This is a genomic window from Bacillus infantis (genome assembly GCF_050107595.1).
Lineage (GTDB): Bacteria > Bacillota > Bacilli > Bacillales > Cytobacillaceae > Bacillus_AB > Bacillus_AB infantis_C.
Genome location: NZ_JBNILH010000006.1, coordinates 229,220 through 251,706 on the forward strand (window position 1 = coordinate 229,220; position 22,487 = coordinate 251,706).

Annotated in this window: 22 protein-coding genes; 6 read left to right on the forward strand and 16 right to left on the reverse strand. The window is 45.5% G+C overall.

Features of this window, described 5'->3' with window-relative positions; all coding sequences use genetic code 11:
• Positions 1–16: 16 nt before the first annotated feature.
• The 3 genes from ACQCVH_RS14590 to guaC all read right to left on the reverse strand — a co-directional run bounded on the left by ACQCVH_RS14590 (position 17) and on the right by guaC (position 2,804).
• On the reverse strand, positions 17–1,174 hold the full coding sequence (locus tag ACQCVH_RS14590; RefSeq protein ID WP_426836378.1) for a hypothetical protein: 1,158 nt from the start codon (positions 1,172–1,174) through the stop codon (positions 17–19).
• Entirely contained in the window at positions 1,158–1,691 is a 534-nt protein-coding gene (locus tag ACQCVH_RS14595) for a sigma-70 family RNA polymerase sigma factor (RefSeq protein ID WP_426836379.1), read from the reverse strand. Before ACQCVH_RS14595 ends, ACQCVH_RS14590 begins: the two co-directional genes overlap by 17 nt.
• 129 nt (positions 1,692–1,820) lie before the next feature.
• Positions 1,821–2,804, reverse strand: a complete 984-nt coding sequence (gene guaC, locus ACQCVH_RS14600; RefSeq protein WP_426836380.1) for a GMP reductase — start codon at positions 2,802–2,804, stop codon at positions 1,821–1,823.
• A 322-nt stretch (positions 2,805–3,126) separates the two neighbouring features.
• Here guaC and ACQCVH_RS14605 point away from each other — a divergent pair, with 322 nt between their 5' ends.
• Positions 3,127–3,621 (forward strand): PH domain-containing protein, encoded by a 495-nt coding sequence (locus tag ACQCVH_RS14605; protein WP_426836381.1) that lies wholly within the window; start codon positions 3,127–3,129, stop codon positions 3,619–3,621.
• On the forward strand, positions 3,618–5,147 hold the full coding sequence (locus ACQCVH_RS14610) for a PH domain-containing protein (protein WP_426836382.1): 1,530 nt from the start codon (positions 3,618–3,620) through the stop codon (positions 5,145–5,147). The genes ACQCVH_RS14605 and ACQCVH_RS14610 overlap by 4 nt, the downstream gene beginning before the upstream one ends.
• A gap of 42 nt (positions 5,148–5,189) precedes the next feature.
• On the opposite strand, the gene ACQCVH_RS14615 is transcribed toward ACQCVH_RS14610, so the two are convergent.
• From ACQCVH_RS14615 to ACQCVH_RS14630, 4 genes are all read right to left on the reverse strand, one after another.
• Complete coding sequence (locus tag ACQCVH_RS14615; protein WP_426836383.1) at positions 5,190–6,239, reverse strand: NAD(P)/FAD-dependent oxidoreductase; 1,050 nt, start codon at positions 6,237–6,239, stop codon at positions 5,190–5,192.
• Positions 6,240–7,592: 1,353 nt separating this feature from the next.
• Positions 7,593–7,823 (reverse strand): excisionase family DNA-binding protein, encoded by a 231-nt coding sequence (locus tag ACQCVH_RS14620; protein ID WP_426836384.1) that lies wholly within the window; start codon positions 7,821–7,823, stop codon positions 7,593–7,595.
• A 66-nt stretch (positions 7,824–7,889) separates the two neighbouring features.
• Complete coding sequence (locus tag ACQCVH_RS14625) at positions 7,890–8,513, reverse strand: LysE family translocator (protein WP_426836385.1); 624 nt, start codon at positions 8,511–8,513, stop codon at positions 7,890–7,892.
• 120 nt (positions 8,514–8,633) lie between these two features.
• A complete protein-coding gene (locus ACQCVH_RS14630) occupies positions 8,634–9,671 on the reverse strand; it encodes a YsnF/AvaK domain-containing protein (protein ID WP_426836386.1) in 1,038 nt (345 codons plus the stop codon).
• Between the two features lie 282 nt (positions 9,672–9,953).
• On the opposite strand from ACQCVH_RS14630, the gene ACQCVH_RS14635 reads away from it, so the two are divergent.
• Positions 9,954–10,628 (forward strand): NAD(P)H-dependent oxidoreductase, encoded by a 675-nt coding sequence (locus tag ACQCVH_RS14635; protein ID WP_426836387.1) that lies wholly within the window; start codon positions 9,954–9,956, stop codon positions 10,626–10,628.
• Between the two features lie 81 nt (positions 10,629–10,709).
• Here the strand turns inward: ACQCVH_RS14635 and ACQCVH_RS14640 are convergent, their stop codons facing one another.
• Positions 10,710–12,254, reverse strand: a complete 1,545-nt coding sequence (locus ACQCVH_RS14640; RefSeq protein WP_224905562.1) for a DHA2 family efflux MFS transporter permease subunit — start codon at positions 12,252–12,254, stop codon at positions 10,710–10,712.
• 182 nt (positions 12,255–12,436) lie between these two features.
• Here ACQCVH_RS14640 and ACQCVH_RS14645 point away from each other — a divergent pair, with 182 nt between their 5' ends.
• Positions 12,437–13,327 carry a TetR/AcrR family transcriptional regulator gene (locus ACQCVH_RS14645; RefSeq protein WP_426836388.1) on the forward strand — a complete coding sequence of 297 codons (891 nt, stop codon included), beginning with the start codon at positions 12,437–12,439 and terminating at the stop codon, positions 13,325–13,327.
• Positions 13,328–13,367: 40 nt separating this feature from the next.
• On the opposite strand, the gene glsA is transcribed toward ACQCVH_RS14645, so the two are convergent.
• Positions 13,368–14,297, reverse strand: coding sequence for a glutaminase A (gene glsA / locus ACQCVH_RS14650; protein WP_426836389.1), 930 nt, complete (start codon positions 14,295–14,297; stop codon positions 13,368–13,370).
• Positions 14,298–14,381: 84 nt separating this feature from the next.
• Positions 14,382–15,758 (reverse strand): 23S rRNA (uracil(1939)-C(5))-methyltransferase RlmD, encoded by a 1,377-nt coding sequence (gene rlmD / locus ACQCVH_RS14655; RefSeq protein WP_426836390.1) that lies wholly within the window; start codon positions 15,756–15,758, stop codon positions 14,382–14,384.
• Positions 15,759–16,386: 628 nt separating this feature from the next.
• Here rlmD and ACQCVH_RS14660 point away from each other — a divergent pair.
• Positions 16,387–16,716 carry a hypothetical protein gene (locus ACQCVH_RS14660; protein ID WP_426836391.1) on the forward strand — a complete coding sequence of 110 codons (330 nt, stop codon included), beginning with the start codon at positions 16,387–16,389 and terminating at the stop codon, positions 16,714–16,716.
• Positions 16,717–16,942: 226 nt separating this feature from the next.
• Here the strand turns inward: ACQCVH_RS14660 and ACQCVH_RS14665 are convergent, their stop codons facing one another.
• From ACQCVH_RS14665 to ACQCVH_RS14680, 4 genes are all read right to left on the reverse strand, one after another.
• On the reverse strand, positions 16,943–17,872 hold the full coding sequence (locus ACQCVH_RS14665; protein WP_426836392.1) for a diacylglycerol kinase: 930 nt from the start codon (positions 17,870–17,872) through the stop codon (positions 16,943–16,945).
• A 262-nt stretch (positions 17,873–18,134) separates the two neighbouring features.
• Positions 18,135–18,749 carry a TetR/AcrR family transcriptional regulator gene (locus ACQCVH_RS14670; RefSeq protein WP_426836393.1) on the reverse strand — a complete coding sequence of 205 codons (615 nt, stop codon included), beginning with the start codon at positions 18,747–18,749 and terminating at the stop codon, positions 18,135–18,137.
• Positions 18,750–19,307 carry a GNAT family N-acetyltransferase gene (locus ACQCVH_RS14675; protein ID WP_426836394.1) on the reverse strand — a complete coding sequence of 186 codons (558 nt, stop codon included), beginning with the start codon at positions 19,305–19,307 and terminating at the stop codon, positions 18,750–18,752.
• A gap of 15 nt (positions 19,308–19,322) precedes the next feature.
• Positions 19,323–19,571, reverse strand: a complete 249-nt coding sequence (locus ACQCVH_RS14680; RefSeq protein ID WP_426836395.1) for a hypothetical protein — start codon at positions 19,569–19,571, stop codon at positions 19,323–19,325.
• A gap of 257 nt (positions 19,572–19,828) precedes the next feature.
• On the opposite strand from ACQCVH_RS14680, the gene ACQCVH_RS14685 reads away from it, so the two are divergent.
• Positions 19,829–20,413 (forward strand): hypothetical protein, encoded by a 585-nt coding sequence (locus ACQCVH_RS14685; RefSeq protein ID WP_426836396.1) that lies wholly within the window; start codon positions 19,829–19,831, stop codon positions 20,411–20,413.
• A 6-nt stretch (positions 20,414–20,419) separates the two neighbouring features.
• Here ACQCVH_RS14685 and ACQCVH_RS14690 read toward each other — a convergent pair whose 3' ends face one another.
• Positions 20,420–20,938 carry a spore coat protein gene (locus tag ACQCVH_RS14690; RefSeq protein ID WP_426836397.1) on the reverse strand — a complete coding sequence of 173 codons (519 nt, stop codon included), beginning with the start codon at positions 20,936–20,938 and terminating at the stop codon, positions 20,420–20,422.
• A 97-nt stretch (positions 20,939–21,035) separates the two neighbouring features.
• Positions 21,036–22,391 (reverse strand): TrkH family potassium uptake protein, encoded by a 1,356-nt coding sequence (locus tag ACQCVH_RS14695; protein WP_426836398.1) that lies wholly within the window; start codon positions 22,389–22,391, stop codon positions 21,036–21,038.
• Positions 22,392–22,487: the final 96 nt, after the last annotated feature.

Genomic DNA, 22,487 nt, shown 5'->3' on the forward strand with positions numbered 1-22,487 from the left:
TAAGAGTACCTTTCCTTCAATTTTTAATTTTTTCTGTATCCAGGAGATACATAGAGAAATTCTCGCCTTCCCCGTTTACCACAAGCTTCCCATCATCTGTGAACCTCGGTTTGACCAGCCGTTCTTCTACATGCTCAAAGGCAGGCAGGGCCACTGCACTGTCATCAATGAACCTGTACAGTTTGACCGTGTTCGAATCTTCTTTTTCCGGTATACTCAAAGCCAGGTAATCTTCGTATACAGCATAAGCATCGAAGGTAGGAGCCTTTACCTTGTGGAACTTTCCGTCATCCAGGCTGATATACGCCAAAACCGGAGCTTCCCCGTCATTTGACAGCTCTGCATAGATTTTGTCATCCGTCAGTGTAACATTTACAGCCCGATCATAAGGAACTGTGAATTCCCTTTCCTCTTCCCTTCCATTCAAGTCATAGAGGGTAAAAAGAATATTCTTTGCACCATCTTCCACAATGGTTTCTGGTATAACAATATGTCCGCCATTTAAGGATGTCTGGCTGTTTGTGCCTTCTCCTGTGAGCTCATGTAAATGAGATTCATCCATTGTAAGCAGATCCAGCAGTTTATATCCCCATGATTGGCCATCAGCAGACTGATACGTCAGGGTATTTTCTTCAACCTGAAAATCTCCTGCGGCAACACTGCCAGGTACCTCTTTAACTTCTTTCGTCTTAAGGTTCATTGTGTATACTTTGCTCCGGCTGTCCCACACAAGCCAATTGGCATCCACAGCAAATTCATACAATCCCGCCCCCTCTTCCGGCTTAACCAGCGTCTCTGTCGTTTTCTTCCCCTTATTAAAGGAATAGAACCCTTTTCCATCTGTGTAGACCAGTTCTTTCGTTTCCTCAATATATTGAGAGTTGATTAAAGAAGAATAGCTTGCGTCTGGAACCGTCACTTTTTCTAAAGAGGCGTTAAGCTGCTGACGGACTTCACTCTCTTTCAGCTCCTCCTGGACATAGGGGGCGGCGAGGATGCCCGACAGCCCGAGGATTGCGGCAGCACTGACAAGGGGCAAAATGAGCCTGCTTCGGCGGGGCCTGCGCTCAAGGCGTTTGGCTGCCTCTGTTAAAATTTTCTGCTTCTGCCTGCCTGACATGGTGATATGATTCGGGATGCTGTCCTCAAGCTCCTGTTTAATATTCTTTGGCATCTTCAATCTCCTCCTCTCCCATTGTCAGCCGTGCCATTTTCCTTCCCCTTGCCAGCCGGGTTTTCACCGTATTGGCCGGGCATTTCAAAATAGCCCCGATTTCCATTACAGAAAGCTCAGCATAATAATGAAGCCACAGAACCTCCTTATATTTGACCGGCAGCCTGTCAATCAGCCGGAAGGTCCAGTTCTCGCCCTCCCGCCTCAGAACCTCCTCTTCAGGGGTCCGGTTTGATGCAGGCACCGCATTTTTTCGGGTAAAAAAATCTATTTTTCGGAAAGACCAGCTTTTCAGATAGTTTTTGCATTCATTCACGGTCATTCTGTATAAATAAGTTTTAACGCTGGAACGGCCTTCAAATTGTTCCAGCTTCAGATAATAACGGATATATACCTCCTGGATGATATCCTCAGCTTTCGCTTCGTCTTTTACAAAGGCATAGGCGAGCCGGGTCAGGTAATGCCCATATTCATCCATGGCTTCTGTAAGCAATTGGTCTCTTTCTTGTTTCTCCAATTCCTTCCCCCCTTCTTCCTGGCAGTTAGACAATTCCAAAGAAGTTCTGGTTTCAAAAAAAGTCCTTCTTTTTGTTTAATTCTGTAAATACAGCAAAAAACCGCCTATCCAGGACAGGCGGCTTGCTGATTAATATACTTTGTCTCCATTAAAGATGGAGTTCTTGACAATCACATAGTCCACATTCTTGATGGCGGACAGCTTGTTTCCTCCCGCATAGGAGATGGAGGACTGAAGATCCTGCTCCATTTCGATCAGCGTATCTTCTAAAGCACCTTTGTATTCTACGTGCATCTTCTTGCCTTCCACATTCTTCTTTTCGCCTTTTTGGAACTCGGAAGCAGATCCGAAATATTCTTTGTACAGCTTCCCGTTGACTTCGACCGTTTCCCCAGGGGACTCTTCATGTCCCGCAAAAAGGGAACCTATCATGACCATGGATGCTCCGAAACGGACTGATTTGGCAATATCGCCATGTGTGCGAATGCCCCCATCTGCAATGATCGGCTTGCTTGCTGCCTTGGCGCACCATCTTAATGCCGCCAATTGCCAGCCGCCGGTTCCGAAGCCGGTTTTGATTTTCGTAATGCAGACCTTCCCGGGCCCGATTCCAACCTTCGTTGCATCAGCACCCGCATTCTCAAGCTCACGGACTGCTTCAGGCGTGCCGACATTGCCTGCGATGACAAAGCTTTCCGGCAGGAGCTGCTTGATATGCTGGATCATTTTGATCACGGCATTGGAATGGCCATGGGCGATGTCGATTGTAATATATTCAGGAACAAGGTTCTCCTCCGCCAATTGCTGGACGAAAGTGTATTCCTCTTCTTTAACCCCGACGCTGATTGATGCATATAAGCCGCGGGATTTCATATCTCTCACAAATGCCAGGCGCTTTTCAGGCTGAAAGCGGTGCATGATGTAAAAATAATTTTTTTCTGCTAATTGGATGGAGATGCTTTCATCAATAATGGTCTGCATGTTCGCAGGCACAACCGGCAGCTTAAAGGTGCGTCCTCCAAACTCAACCGTTGTATCACACTCAGTCCTGCTGTTCACAATTGATTTTGCCGGAATTAATTGAATATCCTCGTAATCAAATACATTATCCATGTGTAACACTCCTTATATGTGTATAAAATCAAGTCCTGCTTCCTCGGAAGCATCCAGAGTCACTATTATTATTATTATTCGGCGGGCATTTTCTGCCCCAGCCCATTAAAGAGTTTAATATACGAACGATAAAAAGTCAACTTAAAATAATGTTCGTATTTTACTAGGAAAATATCTCTTGAAAACAGATACATGCCACTTTTCATCTGAATCTGGAATAAGTATATTAAAGTTCCCTACCAAAAAATTAATTGAATCTTTTCCGGATCCTTCGACGTAAAACAACATATAACCTAATTTTATTGTCTCAGGAGTGGTATTTTTGGAGATGCGGATTGCACCGCCTCAGAACAGATTGTCAAAAGATGCGGTAAAAGTTTGGATTACGGCCGATATGATTGGTGATCTTATTGCCTTCGCTGTTCTTGGCGCACTATTGTATCTGGATCATTATTTTGCATGGAAAGAGTGGATCGGCTGGATTCTGATCGGGTTATTGGTGATTACAATACTCTCAATTCCCTGGTCTATCATCAGGCCGGTGCTTCTTTATAAAAATTGGCGGTATGGAGTAGATGAGGAATTCCTGAAGCTTAAATTCGGGGCGATCACCGAGAAGCACCAGCTGGTCCCGATGACAAAAATCCAATCGGTATCTGCCAGCCAGGGACCCTTGATGAGGAGATATGGCCTCTATTCCATCTCGATTGAAACGATGGGCTCGTCCCACAGTATTCCTGCTTTGCCTGAGGAAGTGGCTATGCAGCTGCGGGATACGATTGCCCGCTTTGCTAAAATAAAGGAAGTGGAACAATGATCGAGGAAAAACGCCATCACCCGCTCATCATGCTGATGAATCTCTATCAGCTGGTGAAGGGTTCCATTTTCATCGTTTTCTTTCTGTTTGTCATCAAATTTGGCTCTGATGCTGCGTATGTTAAATACGGAAGGCTGGTATTCTTCCTTTTTATGGCGGTTTCAGCTGTTTCAATTGTCCTGAAGTGGCTGACAAGCACTTATAAGCTTGATGGCAGTTCCTTTCACTTGAAAGAAGGGATTTTTACCAAATTGAATCAGACCATCCCTTTCTCAAAGGTACAAAATGTGAATTACCGCACCTCCCTTTTTCACCGGATATTCGGATTAACTTCGATCCGGTTTGAAACAGGAATGACAGGCGCAGATTCAGCAATTGAGTTCAAGGTGATCCGAAAAGAAGAAGCGGAAAAGCTGGAAAAACATGTTTCCCGTCCCCAGGAGGAAGGCATTTCACTGGCAGATTTGGCGGATGCTCCTCCAGCTGGCCAAGAGGCCGGAAGTGAGCAAACTGCACAATCTGTGCTTCCTGCCGGGAGGACCGTCCATTTTACCCCTGGAAAAAAGGACATCCTCAAAGCATCATTCACATCCTTCAGCTTTCTTGTCCTGTTTTCCGCCATTTTTTCCATTTACTTTAAAATCGATGAAGTATTTGATCTGGATGAGCAGGCCCAGGGGATTTTTGCCGCATTGATGGGTTCAAGTTTTCTTCTTGCAGGCATCCTGATCCTTTTGCTGCTCGTTTCGACCGGTATCGGGGTGGCAAGGACTTATCTTAAATACGGGAAATATGAAATTTCCTCAGACCAGGATCGGATCTATATCGTCCAGGGAGTGCTTGATGAATCCAGATTCTCCATTTTAAAAGAGAGGGTACAGGCTATTGAGGTGAAACAGCCGCCTATCAAGAGGCTGCTGGGACTTGCAGAAGTAAAGCTGACAAGTGCCGGCGGTGTAAGCCTCGGTGAGGATTCGCCTGAAATCAGCACTTTGTATCCGTTCCTCCCTGTTAAAAGGGCCTATGAAATGATTTCTGAAATCCTGCCGCAATACGAGGTCACCAGGGAAATGAAGCGGCTGCCAGGGAAGTCTTTCTGGATCCGCCTGTTAAAGCCAAGCTGGGTGTGGATTCTGGCAACTGGAGGGCTGGCATGGTTCAAACCTGAGATCCTTGATATGGAGAGAGGCTGGCTGTTCCTTTCTGCAGGTCTTCTGATCACTATTGGCCTGTTGAGGGTTCTGGATTACTGGAATACAAGATACACTTTGAACAGCCAGTTCATCCAGATGAAATCCGGAAGTCTATCCACTTCACTGTTCATTTCAAAACGGGAAAAAGTAATTGAGGTCAGCGTAACAAGCAATCTTTTTCAAAAGTGGCTCGGCCTTGCTTCAATTGAAACCGTCAACAGAGCCAAGCCTGTCCTCCATTCCAGCCTTGATGATGTGCCGAAAGAGATGGCTGCGGACTTCTATGAATGGTATTTGGGAAGAGGGACGGAAATCAGGTATCAAAACTACTAAAAAAGGCAGGCGTCCTGATCAGGGAGCCTGCCTTCATCTATATTATTTAATCATCTGCTGGACAATCCTGCGGTTGCGCTGCTTGAATACATCATTATGGGACGAGACCATCGCGGCCCTGCCGGCGTCCGGCTGAATGTATTGCTTTGCTTTGTTCACCGCATTGGCAGCATCCTGGAATGCACCTGCAATCAAATTAAGCTTGCCTTCATGCTGAAGGATATCTCCTGCTGCATAGAGCCCCTCAATGGAAGATTCGCTGCAGCTGTTTCCGGAAATATAGAAATCCTGGGCAATATCTATCTTCAATCCGCTGTTCTTCAATAATGAAGCATCCTGCTCATAGCCATGGTTGATGATGACTTCGTCCACATCCAGATACGAAACTTCTCCTGTTTCACAATTGGTCAGCTCGACCTTTTCAATCTCCTCATGGCTTTCACCAGCAATCAGTTTTGTGATCGACGTGCAGCCAAGGCAGATCGCTGAGCTCCCGAGAAGCTGGGACACCTGTGCCTCATGTCCGGACAGATTCTCCTTCCGGAAAGCGATATACACCTTGCGTGCGACCGGCTCCAGCTCATTTGCCCAATCAATCGCAGAATTGCCTCCGCCTGAGATGATGACCGTTTTATCCTTGAAATGCTGCAGTGATTTCACCGTATAATTCAGATTGGAAACCTCAAACCGTTCAGCGCCCTCTATGTTCAGCTTCTGGGGATTCAGAATTCCGCTGCCCACGGCGACAATAATTGTCCTTGAATAGTGCAGCCTGCCCGAAGACCCGGAAAGGACAAAAATCCCATCCTCCCCGCGGGAGATCGATTCTACCTTCTCATTAAGCACAACCTCCGGATCAAAGGTCAGCCCCTGCTCCACCAGCTGTGTAATCAGCTTTGCACCGGGAGTTGGCGTCAGGCCGCCGACGTCCCAAATCATCTTTTCCGGATAAACATGTATTTTTCCGCCAAGCTGCGGCTGAAATTCAATCAGTTTTGTTTTCATTTCCCTGAGGCCGCTGTAAAAAGCTGAATAAAGACCTGCTGGCCCCCCGCCGATAATGGTGACATCAAAAATCTCCTGCTGATTCATTCCGCTCACTCCTCATAACCAATAGAATTGATTATCATTCTCATTTAAATATACTCCTTTTTACCCTTCAGCACAACAATAAACTTATCCGAAATGTCTCAGTTTCTCTTTTTTCTGTCTCAGCAGGCTGATGCATAATCGGTAGGACGGGATAAAGGTTGTTTAAATCGGCGACCATTCTGCTTTTTAAAGAAGGCTGTTAAAGTTCAATGTTGATATTAAAAATAAAATTGGAACTTCCTGATTTGTGGAAGTTCCATTTTGTAATAATTGTTTGGTAAACGAACGCAGCCTATAGTTAAGTACATTTTTTAATATAGGAATGCTGTCCCTTTATAGGACAAGAAAAGCTGCCTGGTTTGGCAGCTGAATCTTTTTTCAGCAGAAACCACACAGGCCTATTTGAAAAAACGCTATACAAAGCCAGGCATCAATCAGCCGGAAACAAAACGCTAAGAAAACTGCTATTCTTTTATGACGATTTGCTGAAAAGTGAAGCAGTGCATGTATTTGGCAATTAAAAAATGCTATAAACGGCAGTATGTTTTATGGATGTAAAAAGAGCCGAAAATACGCAAGTTGTGCATAAAAAACTTGTATATCTTAGGCTCTAAATTTCACAAAATCCTTAAATGTATAATTTTTACATCGGATATAAATAATTATTTACTAGCATTTCTTTTATGTACAATACCATTTATTAATAATACTATAATCAATATTATAGACATATTAAATGTCATTTTGGAAATTTCCGTATTTACTAAAAGGGCTATAAAGTTATTTAATATGATAACAGCACAGATAATAAACGATAGATTAGCAATGATATTGTTGTTCATATTTTTACAGTCTCCATAACTTCTTATTTGGATTATTATACCACAATAAAGATGGTGGTGGTTAGAATTGTTAAAATTTCCCGAAACGGAGATTAAGAACATCCCATAAAAAATTGCTATAAATAAATATGCTCCTATTGTGGAACAAGCTAAAAATAGCAAACCTTTCCGGACCTGAACGAGGGAATCAGTGACAGGTTGAAACATAAGCGGAGAAATTCGTCCTAATTTCGAAAAAACGCTAAAATCAGCTCAAATAGACGGAGAAATTCCGTCTATCGACTCAAAAAACAGGAAAATGGGCAACTTCGCTTCGCTTAACCGGAAATTCTCCGCTTATTTTAAGGTTTGCTTGTCACTCAAATGAGTTTTTTTCCTGAGTATAGGAAATAGGTCTCGTCCAATACATGATACCTTCAAAATTAGATATTTCCATTTATTCAATCTATCAACAACAGACTTTAGCAGAGCCTAAAAAAAGAAAAGCACCCGGCAGCCCAGGCGCTTTGTGTTAGTCTTCATCCTTTATATCCCGGTCTTCCGGATTCGGTTCATTCAGCACTTCCTCGACCAGCCTTTTATACTTCTCCATCTGCTCCAGATGGGTCTTGAATTGCTCTTTATAGATAAGATACTGCTCTCCGTCGAATAAGGTGCGGATTTTCTTTTGCTGCACAAGCTTTTCGACAGCAGCAGCTGGCATTAACAGATATTCTGCCGTTTCTTCAATGGTTAAATACATGGACTCAGCCCTTCTGTTCTTATGATCTTATTTACAGAATAGCATGTTTTGATGGAAATGAGGAGACTACCGCGCCTTCTCCAGAGCAAGCTTGACCCCGAACCCGATGAGAATGGTACCGGTCAGTCCCTCGATTGCCTTCTGAGTCTTCGGTTTCTTCATAAAAGAACTGATCTGCTGGATTAAAAGTACATATAAGAAAAACCAGACGGCAGTCAAAACAGTATAGACCGCTCCCATAAAGAGGAATGGGAAAAATGGAGTTGTCCCCTCTTCAACAAACTGCGGCAGAAAGGTCAGGAAAAATACAGCGACCTTCGGATTCAGCAGATTCGTCAAAAAGCCCTGCCTGAAGAACGTTTTCCCTTTTATCACCTGCTCGCTGTTCTTATCAAGTTCCTGTGCGCCATTCCTGATTGATAGCAGGCTTTTGACTCCAAGATAGACCAAATAAACAGCACCGGCATATTTCAATACAGAAAAAAGCATAGCCGACTTGACAATAAGGGCGGAAAGTCCGGCAACCGCCGCAAGTGTGTGGATGGCCAGCGCAGAGCAGGTGCCTGCCACCGTCTTGAGCCCGCCCACCCTGCCTGCAGAGAGTGTATTTCTTGTAGCAACCGCTGTATCAGGACCTGGCAGGATGATCAGAAAAACGCACATCAAAGCAAATAAATAGAAGTTCACCATACGCTTTCCCGCTTTCTTTTTATATACCAATTTAAACCACAGATCCGTAAATGTAAATATACTTCTGCACAGAAAAACAGCCAGCAGATTGCTGGCTGTTTCGTCGATATAATTATTAGATTAGAAGCGGCCGCGGTCGTCCATACGGTCTGCCAGACTATCGTCCTGATCCCTGCCCAGATAGGCTGTACTGGAGTCACGATCATCCTCATCAAGATCATCCGCGCCATCCACATGGGCTTCTTCACGCTTGACTGTATCACGCACAGTCTCGGTATCCTCAACCTTCCGCTTGCCGACAACAAGCTCCTCAGTCACGACAGGCTTCTTCGTAACTTCCAAACGTTCTTCAGTAATTGGAATTCTTATATCGTCATTGTCATCGACAATTGGTCCAGTGTCTCCGTCAACTGCCTGTCCGTCAACTTTGCGCCGTTCCACATATACTTCATCATGGCTGACATTCACATCAACTGAACGCTCTTCTTCTACAACATCTTTTTCAACATGGACCTCACCGGTCTGGACGCGCTCTTTGTCAACCTGCAGTCGCTCCTCACGCAGGCGCAGGCGCTGTTCGTCCGTCAAATCTTCATCAGCATAGCCGTTCACTTTATCCGCCTTAACACCCTCCACATAGCCGTCCGGCTCGTCGGTCAGGCTGCCTGTACGCATTCCTGCAGTGTTTGCCATGCCGGCTGTACCTGCTGTACTATTCGGCCCGGTTACTGCGCCATACCCTGTTGCATCAAGGCTCGGGGCAGCGGGACTGGCAGGGTTAGCTTCATTTGCAAGCGTACGGTCTCCATAGAATTGGTCATAGTCCTTATCAACGTACAGCAGGATTTTCCCTGCCTGAATATCACTGTAATAGCGGTCAGCTTCTGCATCCGTCAATCCCATATTCTGCATTCCTCCGCGGACCTCGTCCTCGCCTGTCAGGAATGACATGAACTTGTCCAGCCATGAACCGCTGTCTGCATCCGTTCCTTCCACTTCTGCACCGGTGCGCCCTCTTACCATAGAGATATCATCGGCATCCTTCGCAACGGCATAAATATCCGATTCTCCGTAGCCCTGGAGCTTCATGTCGTCAATCTTCTTGATTGCTTCTTCCTGTGTATCAAATACTCCAATGAACTTTTTGTTGTCATTCATTATGATTACCTCCTGTAGTTTTTTAATTTTAGCTATGGTTTTCAATTACCCGATGGACTCTGCTGGAAACATACAAATATGTTCTGACTGATCCAGCTTTTCCAAGAAGCTCTATTATTCAGGTGTAGTTATTATCTACCCGCACCGCCTGCCCATTAATTTATGGAAATAGAGGAATATCAAACAGATTTTTCCATTACTGTTTCCCGCCGAGCCGATTTCATGAATTAAAAAATGGATTATGGTAATTTTAATGAGAGTAAAATAGAAGGAGTTGACGAGATGCGCAATAAAGAAGAATTAAAGCAGGAGATTCTGGACGCTTACCATTTCCGCCACGCAACAAAGGAATTTGATCCAGATAAAAAAATCCCGGAGGATGACTTCCGCTTCATCATGGAAACCGGCCGCCTCTCTCCAAGCTCATTCGGATTTGAGCCTTGGCGATTTGCTGTCATTGAAAGCCCGGTGCTTCGGGAAAAAATTAAAAATGCTTCCTGGGGTGCCTACAGCAAGCTTCCTGATGCGAGCCATTTCGTCGTCATTCTGGCACGGACCAAAATGGATACGAAGTATGATTCCGATTATTTAAAAGACCAATTCACCAATGTTCTGAATATGCCTTCTGATATACTAGAAAAATACCTTGGCCGGGTTGAGGAATTCCAGAAAGATGATTTCAAGCTTCTTGAAGGAGACCGTCCGCTGTATGACTGGGCTTCCAAGCAGACCTACATCGCCCTTGCTAATATGATGACCGCTGCTGCCCAGATTGGCATCGATTCCTGCCCGATCGAAGGCTTTAATATTGAAAAAATGAATGAACTGCTCCAGGAGGAAGGCATCCTCGAAGACGGCCACTTCGGCATTTCCGTCATGGTTGCATTCGGCTACCGTACAAAAGATCCACGTCCGAAAGCAAGAAGGGCCTTTGATGATGTGGTAAAGACATATTAAAGGAAAAAGGAAGAGATTCTGCTCTTCCTTTTTTTGATATAAAAAGGAGAATGCCCCCCTCGGACATTCTCCTTTTCTTTATTAATTTTCAGCCAGCTTCGGTGCAGCTTTTTCCTGTGAAGATTTTGCTTCAGCTGGTTCTTCAGCCGGTCTGGCACGCTTGATGAAGAAGGCAAGCACAAGGGCTACACCAGCAATGAAGGTTGCCACAAGGAAAGCATCATTGATGCCTTCAAGCATAGCCTGCATGCCGATCTGCTGCTCCATCTGGGCCAGCGCAGCTTCTGTCGGCTGGACGCCGGCATTTGAACCTGCTGACTGCTGCAATGCATCAGCAGCAATCTCTTCAGCATGGGTTTTCGTCCGGGTTGACATGATTGTCACAAGCAATGCCGTACCAATTGCACCAGATACCTGGTTCAAAGTGTTATTCATCGCTGTACCGTGCGGATAGTACTGGGCTGGCAGCTGGTTAAGGCCGTTAGTTGATACCGGCATCATAACCATGGACATCCCAAGCATGCGGACAGAGTAAAGAATGATCAGATTTGTATAAGTTGTATCAAGAGTAAGCTTTGAGAACAAGTAAGTCGTTACTACAGTGATCGTAAGTCCAATGATCGCCAGCACGCGGCCTCCGAATTTATCGAACAGACGGCCGGTAATTGGCGACATGAATGCCATGATGATGGCTCCAGGCAGAAGCAGAAGCCCTGCATCCATAGGCGAGATCCCGCGAAGCGTCTGCACATAGATAGGCAGAAGGATCATCCCTGAGAACAGCGCCATATTGACAACCATTGTAATGGCTGATGATAGTGCAAACATCGGATATTTATATACTGCAAAGTTCAGCATCGGGCGCTCCTGCTTTGTCTGGCGCAAGATGAAAATAATCAGCGAGATTACACCCACCGTGATCGTTACATACACATGCGGGCTGTCCCAGCCTTTGTCCCCCGCTGAGCTGAATCCGTAAAGGATTCCCCCGAAACCGATGCTGGACAGGATAAGAGACAGCATATCCAGGCGGATATTCACTTTTTCCTTCTTATCTTTCAGCAGGAAGAATCCGACAAGCAGAACTACAGCCGCAATCGGAGTAATGAAGTGGAACAGCATTCTCCAATCATAGTGCTCAATGATCCATCCTGACAGTGTAGGGCCGATTGCAGGGGCAAACATCAAGATCAGTCCGAATACACCCATCGCCGTTCCCCTTTTTTCAACCGGGAAGCTGATCAGCATAACATTCATCAAAAGCGGCATGAGAATAGCCGAACCTGATGCCTGAAGCATCCTTCCAGCCAGCAATACCGGAAAAATATGTGCAGTTCCGGCCAGCACAGTACCGGCTGTAAATAAAAGCATGGCTGCAAGGAACAGCCTGCGTACAGAATATTTTTGAATAAGGAAAGCAGTTGTCGGGATTAGAATTCCGTTTACGAGCATGAAGCCGGTAGTCAGCCATTGAACGGTCGATGCACCGATTTCAAGCTCCTTCATGATAGAAGGCAGCGCGATATTCAAGAGCGTATTATTCAAGAAAGCAATAAAGGCCCCAATCATCAGAACCGCTATCATACCGTACGGCGGCCTGCCTGTATTATTTATTTTTTGTTCCATTTTTTCCTCCTATACTTTAAGTCCAATATATTGGACTCCTGTTTCACAAAACATATCATATACCATCGGTACAAAGATTGCAATCCCAAAGTTTCGTTGAAATAACTGGATTTGTTTTGGCATAATAAATGGTGTACTATAAAATTTATACAGGCAGTATACTACTTAAAAAAGGTGATTATATGAATGACAGGAAACAGCATGTGATCAAAATGGCACACCAGCTGTTTATCGATAAAGGCTTCCAGGCCACCAGCATTCAGGATATCCTGGAGTACAGCGGAATCTCTAAAGGTACCTTCTATAATTATTTTCCATCCAAGAATGAACTCCTGATTGAGATGGTCAGAAGCATCTATTCCAAGCTGGAAAAAGAACGCAATGAACTGCTCATCGGCCAGGATCCTGCCGACATAGATATATTCATCCAGCAGATCGAGCTTCAGCTGGTGACGAACCGCGCGAATAAGCTGATTGCCCTTTTCGAAGAAGTCTACATCTTAAATGATGAAGATCTGAAGGAATTCATTAAGCGCGGTCAGCTTCGCATGCTGCGCTGGCTGTACCAGCGGTTCATTGATCTGTTCGGTGAAAACAAGAAATACTATCTTCTTGACTGCTCGATCATTTTTCTCGGAATCCTCAACCAGAACCTGAAATATCACACAATTGCGAATGAAGTGAATGCCAGCATCCACCAGGTTGTGCAGTACAGTGTGAAGAGAATTGTAAAAATGGTTGAAGAGGTATCCAGTACAGAAGACCAGCTGTTCCAGCCTGAGCTTCTGGATAAATGGGCACCAGACTGCAGACACCCAAATCCCGGCTTCCAGAAGGATCTCCATCACACAGTCCTCACGCTGAAAAAAGCAATCAACAAAGAGGAGCCTAAATATGTGGAGCTTCTTGACTTTATACAGGAAGAGCTTTTAAGATCCAAGAATCCGAGAAGGTTTTTGATCGAGAGCACAATGCTTTCTGTTAAAACAAGCGGTCTATTCAATGCGCAAGATATTGATAAACTCGATAACCTGATCTCATCCTTTTTTGACCAGATCATGGAACCGGCATAAGCCATAAACCCGCTGATTGACAGCGGGTTTTATGATTGGATTAAAACATGCTCAGGCTGTAATTTTTAGACAGCAGCTCTAGAAGCCTGATGCCTGCAATGCTGTTTCCCCTCTCATCAAGGGCCGGCCCGAAAATCCCGATGCCAAAACGGCCTGGGACCGCACCCATGATCCCTCCTGACACACCGCTTTTCGCCGGAATCCCGATTTTGATTGCAAATTCGCCTGAAGCGTTATACATGCCGCAGGTTACCATAAAGGTCTTGCATATCCGCGCGATATCCCTTGGCATGATTTCCACGCCTGTCCGCGGATCTTTTCCATCCAGCGCAAAAACAAGGCCAATCCTCGCCAGATTCAGGCAATTCATCTCAATTGCGCACTGCCTCGTATATAAGTCGAGCAGATCTTCCACTTCTTCCTGTATGACATCATGCTGCTTCAGGAAATAGCAAAGCGCCCTGTTCAGATCGGCAGTCCTCAATTCCGATTCTGCCACTTCCCGGCAGTAGCCGATCGTTTCATCATCTGCGAGCCGCCGCACAAAACCAAGCAGCCTTTCAAAACGCTCATCAGTTGAACTCCCTTCCACCATATGTGTAACTACAAGCGCACCCGCATTAATCATTGGATTCAGCGGCTTGGCAGGCGCCATTGTCTCAAGCTTGGCAATCGAATTAAACGGATCGCCCGTCGGTTCCATCCCGACACGGTCGAATACATAGGCAAGGCCTCTTTCCATTAAAACATAGGCCAGGCTGATTACTTTAGACACACTTTGAAGCGTAATCTTTTCCTCAACATCACCTGCAGAGACACATTCGCCGCCAGGATATTGGATCGCAATGGATAAATCTCCCGGATCGGCCTTCCCAAGCGCCGGGATATAATCGGCCACCCTTCCGTGCACCGTCTCCTTCCGCGCTTCCTCAATCAATTTTTTTAATTCATCACTAGAACGGCATGCCATTTATCATCACCCGTTTTAGTATGGGCCATAACTTATGGAAGTATGAGAAAAGGCAGCCTGTTGGGGCTGCCTCGGTTGTATGGGTTATTGATTTTTTAAGGTGATTTTTGCTACTGCTTCACAATGCATCGTCTGCGGGAACATATCGACCGGCTGGACTTCCTCCGTCTTATACCCGCCGTCTTCAAGGATCCGCAAATCGCGGGCAAGTGTGGCCGGGTTGCAGGAAACATAGACTACTTTTTTCGGCTTCATGCTCAAAATCGTCTGCAGCAAGGCTTCATCACAGCCTTTGCGCGGCGGGTCGACAACCAGGACATCCGCCTGGTTTCCTTCTTTATACCAATCAGGAATGACCTTTTCCGCTTCCCCTACCGCAAATCCCGCGTTAGTTATCCCGTTAAGTGCCGCATTGCGTTTGGCATCCTCAATTGCCTCAGGCACGATTTCCACGCCGAAGACCTTTTTTGCCTTTTTGGCGAGAAAAAGAGAGATGGTGCCGATGCCGCAATAAGCATCTATGACGCTTTCTTCTCCTGAGAGGTCTGCATACTCAAGCGCCTTCTCATACAGCACCTTCGTCTGCTCCGGATTGACCTGGTAAAAAGAGCGGGCAGAGATGGCGAACTTGATATCGCCAATATAATCGTAAATCACTTCTTCGCCCCAGATCACACGGGTGACGTCTCCAAAGATCACATTCGTTTTCTTCGGGTTCACATTATGGACGATCGATTTGATCCCTTTTATGCTCGCTGCAATTTCCTCGGTGATCTTTTTCCGGTTCGGAAGCTCATTCGTCCTTGTAATCAGCACGACCATCACTTCTCCGGTTACAAGTCCATGCCGCGCCATGATGTGGCGGAGCTCGCCTTTATGGCGCCCTTCATCATAAGCCCTGACCCCATACTTCGCGCAGATTTCTTTGACTTTCTGGACAACTTCATCATTCTTTTCCTGCTGGATCAGGCACTCTTTCATATCAATGATCTGATGGGAGCGCTGCTGATAAAAGCCTCCGATCAGGCCGCCTTCATGCTCGCCGATCGGCACCTGTGCTTTATTCCGGTACCTCCACGGCTCACTCATACCAAGAACTGGATGGACCTTCACATCCTCAAGCTTTCCGATCCTTGTGAGCACATCCCGAACCTGCTTTTCCTTTGCCAGCATCTGGCCCTGATAGCTGAGATGCTGGAGCTGGCAGCCTCCGCACTCCTTATAGATCGGGCACGGTGCATTCACACGGTGCGGGCTCTCTTCATAAATCTCCATCAGGCGGCCAAACCCGTACCCTTTATTCACCTTCGTCACCTTCACCTGGGCCTTCTCGCCAGGCAGGCCGTTCGGCACAAACAGCGGATAGCCGTCCACCTTTGCGACTCCTGCCCCATCATGCGTCAAATCTTCAAACACTACATCTATATAATCATTCTTATGAACTGGAACAGTACCCTTCATCACGTTCGTCCTTTGCTGTGTTAATTTCCGTGGCTCTATTGACTAGCAAGATTGTACCATAAAGGCTGGGGGAAAGCGAAGGTGGGGAGATTTTGGGAGAGTGGGGTTAGCAGTGAGCTGGGCCGGGTTTGAGGGTTTGGCGAAATGGAGTTGCTAATATATTGAAGGAGTTGCTAATAAAATCGGAAAGTTGCTAGTATATGGGAAAAGTTGCTAATAAAACAGGAAACTTGCTAATAAACTTGAAAAGTTGCTAATAACCGGAATGTGCGGCCTGCATGCAGAGTCTCCTGGTCTGAGAACAGTCGCAAATATATCTTAAAAGTCGCAATTATATCTTAAAAGTCGCAATTATATCCAAAAAGTCGCAAATAAAATTCAAATCCCGCAAATATATCCTAAATCCCGCAAATAACCGCCTCCCAACTCACATTCTCCTCCAGTAAAAACCAAATGCAAGCACATAAAAAACACACAAAATTTCCCCATCCTTGATTTAACAGCAAAGAAAACCTTTTCATCCCCAAACTGCGTCAAAACTGGGGATTTTGTCAAAACTTTTTTGTTTTAAAACATGAACAAAGGCGATATGATGATAATATTCTATTTGGCGAAGGGGTGTGAGAAGATGAGAAAGGCGAGAGCTGTTTCAGCACTGCTTTTAATGACAATCCTGTCATTTTTATTTGTTCATTATCAGCCAATCCATCAGGATCACCAGCCCGTCCATGAAAGCAAGGCGGCCCTTCTCGGGGAATCCGGGGAATCATTCCAGCTTACTGCGGATGAAAAGCATGAACCTGCCGCAATAAACAGCAGTTCCGCTGTTATCTTGCTGGCAGCTATCATGATATTCCTGGCTGTACGCCGTCTTGCTTTCGCACTTCATCATTTTTTCCTGAAGAGCGTCTTTTATCAGTCCAATTATGTGGACCGTTCTCCTGTATTGTTCGGCTAAAGCTAACAAACAATAAGGAGGATAACTCATATGTGGATTCGATTCTTAATGATCGGCGCTTTTTCATTAACGGCGTCTACTCTGTTTCTTTATCAGGGAATGGAGATTTACCACGCAATTACTGATTTGATTAAGCATAAAGCATAAATAAATGAGACAAGGCGCGGGAGCTTTCCCGCGCCTTTTATAAAAAACAGGGAAGAGACACCCAGTCTCTTCCCTGTTTTTATTCCTCCACTGTTTCGTAAGGCCGGTCTTCCTTGCGGATTTTATCGATCGGCACGAACACTTCAAGATGGCGGTAAAGGTTGACGAATTCAGCAGGAAGCAATCCGCCGAATTCTCCGTCCAGGTTCAGCTGGACTTTTTCTTTTGAGGTTACTTTTATCCGGTTGGCCTGTGTATAGATGACATGGGGATCATGGATGTGCTCTCCTCTTACTGCCAATGAGGCAATCCGGATGAAGTCGGCGAGGTTCGTCTTTTTCAGAATCAGCAAAGAAAATAGCCCGTCATTGATCGACGCATCCGGGGCCAGCCTTTCAAAGCCTCCAACCGAGTTGGTGAGCCCGACCAAAAAGAGCATGGCTTCACCTTCATACAGCTTTCCATCGTATTCAATGCTGACTTCCGTAGATTTAATCGACGGGAGCATCTCAATGCCCTTTAGATAATAGGCGAGCTGCCCCAGCATTGTTTTCAGCTTGCTCGGCACTTCATACGTAAGCTCGGTCAGCCTTCCGCCCCCAGCTATATTAATAAAATATTTATCATTGAATCGGCCGATATCCACAGGAATCGTATCGCCCTGTATGATGATATCAACTGCAGCCTGTACATCGCGGGGAATATGGACCGCACGGGCAAAGTCATTGGTCGTGCCGCACGGAATGATGCCAAGCTTCGGCCGGTACTCCTGTTCAGCCATCCCATTGACCACTTCATTGATCGTCCCGTCTCCCCCTGCAGCAATGACCAGATCATATTTCCGTTCCACTGCTACGCGTGCCGCCTTAGTGGCATCACCCTCACAGGTTGTAGCATGGCACGAGGTTTCGTAGCCGGCTTCCTCCAGCCTCTGCAGCACCTCTGCCAGATTCTTCTTGAAGATTTCCCGTCCAGAGGTTGGATTATAAATGATTCTTGCTCTTTTCATACCCATCATCCTATTAATAAAATTGACGCTCAATTCAAAACTGTTCATTACTTTTTCCTTATTATAGGAAATAAGCTTCCTTCACAATTTTAACACCATACAGTTTGAAAAGCATAATTTTACCCTTAATTTTTTCATTTATGCACCTTGGCATTATACCCCTTTTGGCGATAATTATCCTTCCTCTGCACCGCCGCTGAAAAAATAAAAAACCTGCACGGCGGCAGATTTTCAGGAATTATCCGGTGAGGTGTTCTGATCTTTATCCATTCTTAATATATGACATCATAAACTGCTTAAACGTCAGAAAAACTTTCTCGGAAGGAAAATCTTCAAAGAGGATACGCTGGATATTCGTTCCGTCAACCACCACCCAGAACATATTGGCAATAAGGCGGGAATCTGTTTCAGCTGCAAACTCTCCCGACTCTTTGCCTTCTTCTACAATTTTGAGGATGAGGTTAATAAAGAATTGATTGCCGCGCTGTTTCAGCACTCTGCTGATCTCCTCATTCCGCGAAGAATGGAGTGTAAATTCATAGTGGACGACGATATAATCTTTCATGTCTTTATCAGGCCTTGAGCGGCTGTAGCGGTCAAATAGATAAGACAGCCTTGCCCCGGCGGAATCAAGTGCCTCGATTTCCTTTAACAGGCGGTCATTGGCTTCCTCCGTCTGCTCCATCATAAGGGTGATATATATATCATCCTTGCTTTTAAAATAGTTGTAGATGGCACCCTTGCTGATGCCTGACTCAGCAACAATGTCGTCGATTGATGCTGCCTGGAAGCCTTTCCTGGCAAAGCATCTCAGCGCACTGGCCAAAATTTCCTTCTTCTTATTCCGTTTATACTCTTCTGATACAATTGGAGGCACTCAATTTCCCTCCCTGCTTGTCCGCATAGGCCTGAACTCATGCCTGAGGATGCCCATGATCAGATTGTCGTAGTAGACTCCATTCCAAAGCAGTTCTCCCCTGAAAGCCCCTTCCTTTACAAATCCAAGTTTTTCATAAGCCCTGATGGCGCGGCTGTTATACTCATACACATTGAGATACACGCGATAAAGGCTGAGCACTTCAAAGGCATACTGAAGCAAGAGCGAAGTGGCTTCAGTTCCAAGCCCCTTCCCGTAATGCTCTTTTTTATAAAGGGCGATCCGGAGGCTGGCATTTTTGTTGATATAATCAATTTCCGTCAGTGCCAGATCCCCTATAACAGCTCCTGTCTCTTTGTCTGTTATCACAAGGTCAATCCGCGATTTATCTCCAGCGAAATTCTTATAGGCTTTTTCAAGGCTGTCTTCTGCAAAAAAGGTCTGTGTCCCCGTAAGCTTCCTGAACTCAGGATCCAGGAGGGCATGATAAATGTGGGTGCTGTCTCCTTCTCTAAAAGGCCGCAGACTGACCCGCATTCCTGTGAAATAGTTTTCCATCACGCAAATTCCTTTCTATCCGCAGCTTTTTGCACGCTTCTCCATCAGCATGGCAAACAGTTCTCCATGCTCTTTGGTAATTTCAGCATCTGCACCTATCAGCCCTTCTTTTACCAGTTCAGTTCTGATTCTATCAAAGAACAGCTCCTTAATGGCCCCTGACCGGCAAGGCTGGATATGCCCGGAAAGCTCCCAGATCCATTCTTCCATATGGATGCTTTTGCTCGTTTTCTTCATCTCTTTTGAGGTTGTTCTTCTGCTCATCGTTCCACCCGCTTTTCTTAAAAAACCGCATTTATCTCTAAAAATTTATGTACATTTAAAATAAACTACTTAGTTTATTTCATTATAAGCGGATATTTTTAAAAATTCAAACATTTTCTGGTGTTTATTTAGAAGCTTGCAGCAGGAACATCCAGCACACTTGGCTGCTTTTGATGATCCTCAGTTTCCTGGACGAAACTTAGCTCTCTTTTTAACGTATATACAGATATACATGAAGTTCGGATGGAGGTCTATTTATGAAGAAAAAGAAACTGAATTTCAAAAATAGGGTCATACATAAACCTCAGTCTGCCTCCGAATGGCTGACCGCCATTTCAGGGGCAGGATGTCTTCTGCTTTTAATAGGTTCGTTCATACTATGGGGTGCATCTGAATTAATGGAGGATTTCATATGGTCCCAGGTTCTCGGTTCAATAACCGCTGTATCAATGTGCCTGTGCTTCGGCCTTGCACTTCTGGCGGGCGTTTTGGCTGCAGACAGCTGGCCGTTCAAAATTTTCTTGTTTATTTTTACAGTGGTCTTCCTTTCGACCGGCGTCCATTTTGTAAATGAGGCCCATTTGCTCTACAAGGACAAGGATGCCTATGAAAATAAAGAATTCGAATTTGTGGAAGGCATTCCTGCCGGGGTGGAGTACGATGACCCTGAAACTGGAACTGAGTTTGTAATGGAGCTTATTTTTGACGATTTAATGGTGGACGTCTATGCCATGGATATCAGCCGAAGCTATTATGAAGAACGGCTGGAGGGAAGGAAGCTGAAGATCGCCTACCTTCCAAACAGCCATTATGCGGTAAAATGGTGGAATTTAGAAGAGTAGGGAGCCTTATTCTCCAAACAGCTCTTTGAATCGGCGAACTGCCTCTTCCTGCTCCCTTTTGTTTGAATCGGGGACGTATTCCCAGCCCTTTTCCTTAATCAGTTCACTGTATCTTTCCTGCAGCCCTGTCTGCTGGAGCGCCATCTGTATATGAATGCGGCGGACATTCGGAGTTTTCATATCAAGCGCCGAGCTGAAATTGGCGGCGGCCATTGACTTGGCCGTATTTCTCGCTTCAAGGGCCATTTCCTGATCGCTTATCCTGCCCGCCGTATGAGTGCATACCATCTCTAAAGGTTTCAGCTCCCGAAGATCGGCTGCAGTCACTTTTTCATTTCTTTCCGGATTTATCAGCCTGATCATCACATTTACATGGTTCTTCATAACCACTGCCTGTTCATACAGAATCTGTTTCAGCCTTTCATCCTCCGCCAGGCAAAAATACAGCTGCAGCTTTCCAAGAACACCTTTGTGCACCATTAAATGCTCTGACATCAGCCCAAGATCTATCGATTTAATGATCATCCTCATCCCTCCAATTACTTTATATATGTATATATTGAAGAGATATCCCATTCATGAACAAAAAAAGCAGCCTGCTTTTAAAGCAGGCCGCCGCATATTATCCAATAATGATTTTCTCCTTCGGATAATGATATTTTTCCTTGTTCGGGGTTCCCCTGATCAGGAACAGGAAGGACAGGATCCCGATCCGCCCAATGAACATCAGCAGAATGATAATGATTTTTCCAACAACAGTCAGATCAGCTGTGATCCCCATGGAGAGGCCGGTTGTCCCGAATGCGGAAGCCACCTCAAAGGCAACCTGCAAAAAGGTGAACTTCGGATCGGTGAAGGTGAGCAGGATGACTGCCAAGCTGCAGATCAGGATGGCTGTTGTGAACACAATGTATGATTTGATCACATCCTCCTGCATGATTTCCTTCCTGAACACTTTAATGTGCGTATTGCCTTTGGCATATGTGTAGATGCTCAACACCATGATGGCGAAGGTGGTTGTCCTGATTCCTCCGCCGACGCTGCTGGGAGAGGCGCCGATAAACATCAGGATAGAGATAAAGAACAAGGTCGGCTCTGAAAAGTCGCTGACATTCATGGTTGCGAGACCCCCATTCCGGGTTGATACCGACTGGAACAGTGCGTAGAAGAAGGATTCATGCCACGATTTATCAGCAAAAAAATGATTATATTCAAAAAGACAGATAAACGCGGTACCCAATACCACCAGCAGAAAAAAGGTCACGGTTGTGATTTTAGTAAAAAGGGTGAACTTATACGGAATGGTGCCGCGATGCCGGATAAATTCCCTGATCTCAATCAGGACAGGAAAACCAATGGCCCCAACAATCAGCAGGATGATATTAATGAGCTGCACGAAATAATCATTGGCAAACGGAATCAGGGACTGCCCTGTTATATCGAAACCCGCATTTGTCGTCGCACTGACAGAGGCAAAGAATCCCTGGAGGAAAGCCTCCTGCCAGGTCGGAAAGTATTGCAGAAAGTAGACGCCAAGGATGATTGCCCCGATCAGTTCGATTGTAATGAAGATGACCAGAATCCGCCTGATAAGAACTACCAGCCCGGCAAGATTGAATTGATTTTGGTCCGTCATGATCAGCTTTCTTTTCCGCAAGCCGATTTTCTTGCCGACAAGCAGCCAGAAAAAGGTGCCAAGCGTCATGATGCCAATCCCGCCAAACTGCAGGATGAAAGCAAAGATAAAAGTGCCTGGCACACTGAGGATCTCGCTGATATTCACAGTGGACAGGCCGGTTACGCTGATGGCACTGACTGACGTGAAAAGCGCATCTATAAAGGACAGTTCAACGCCTTCCTTCAAGGTGATCGGCAGCTCCAGCAGCACAGCCGAAAGAACAACAGCAAATAAATAGAACAGAACGATCAGCTGCGCGGAAGATAATCGCTCCAGAACTTTTTCAATAAATGTCTTCATATTTCACCAACGTTATGTAAGAGTATTAGTCTCTTTAGTATACCCAATTTTCACCCTGCTGTTAATTGCTGCCTTGTTAAGGTTCTCGTAAGGTTC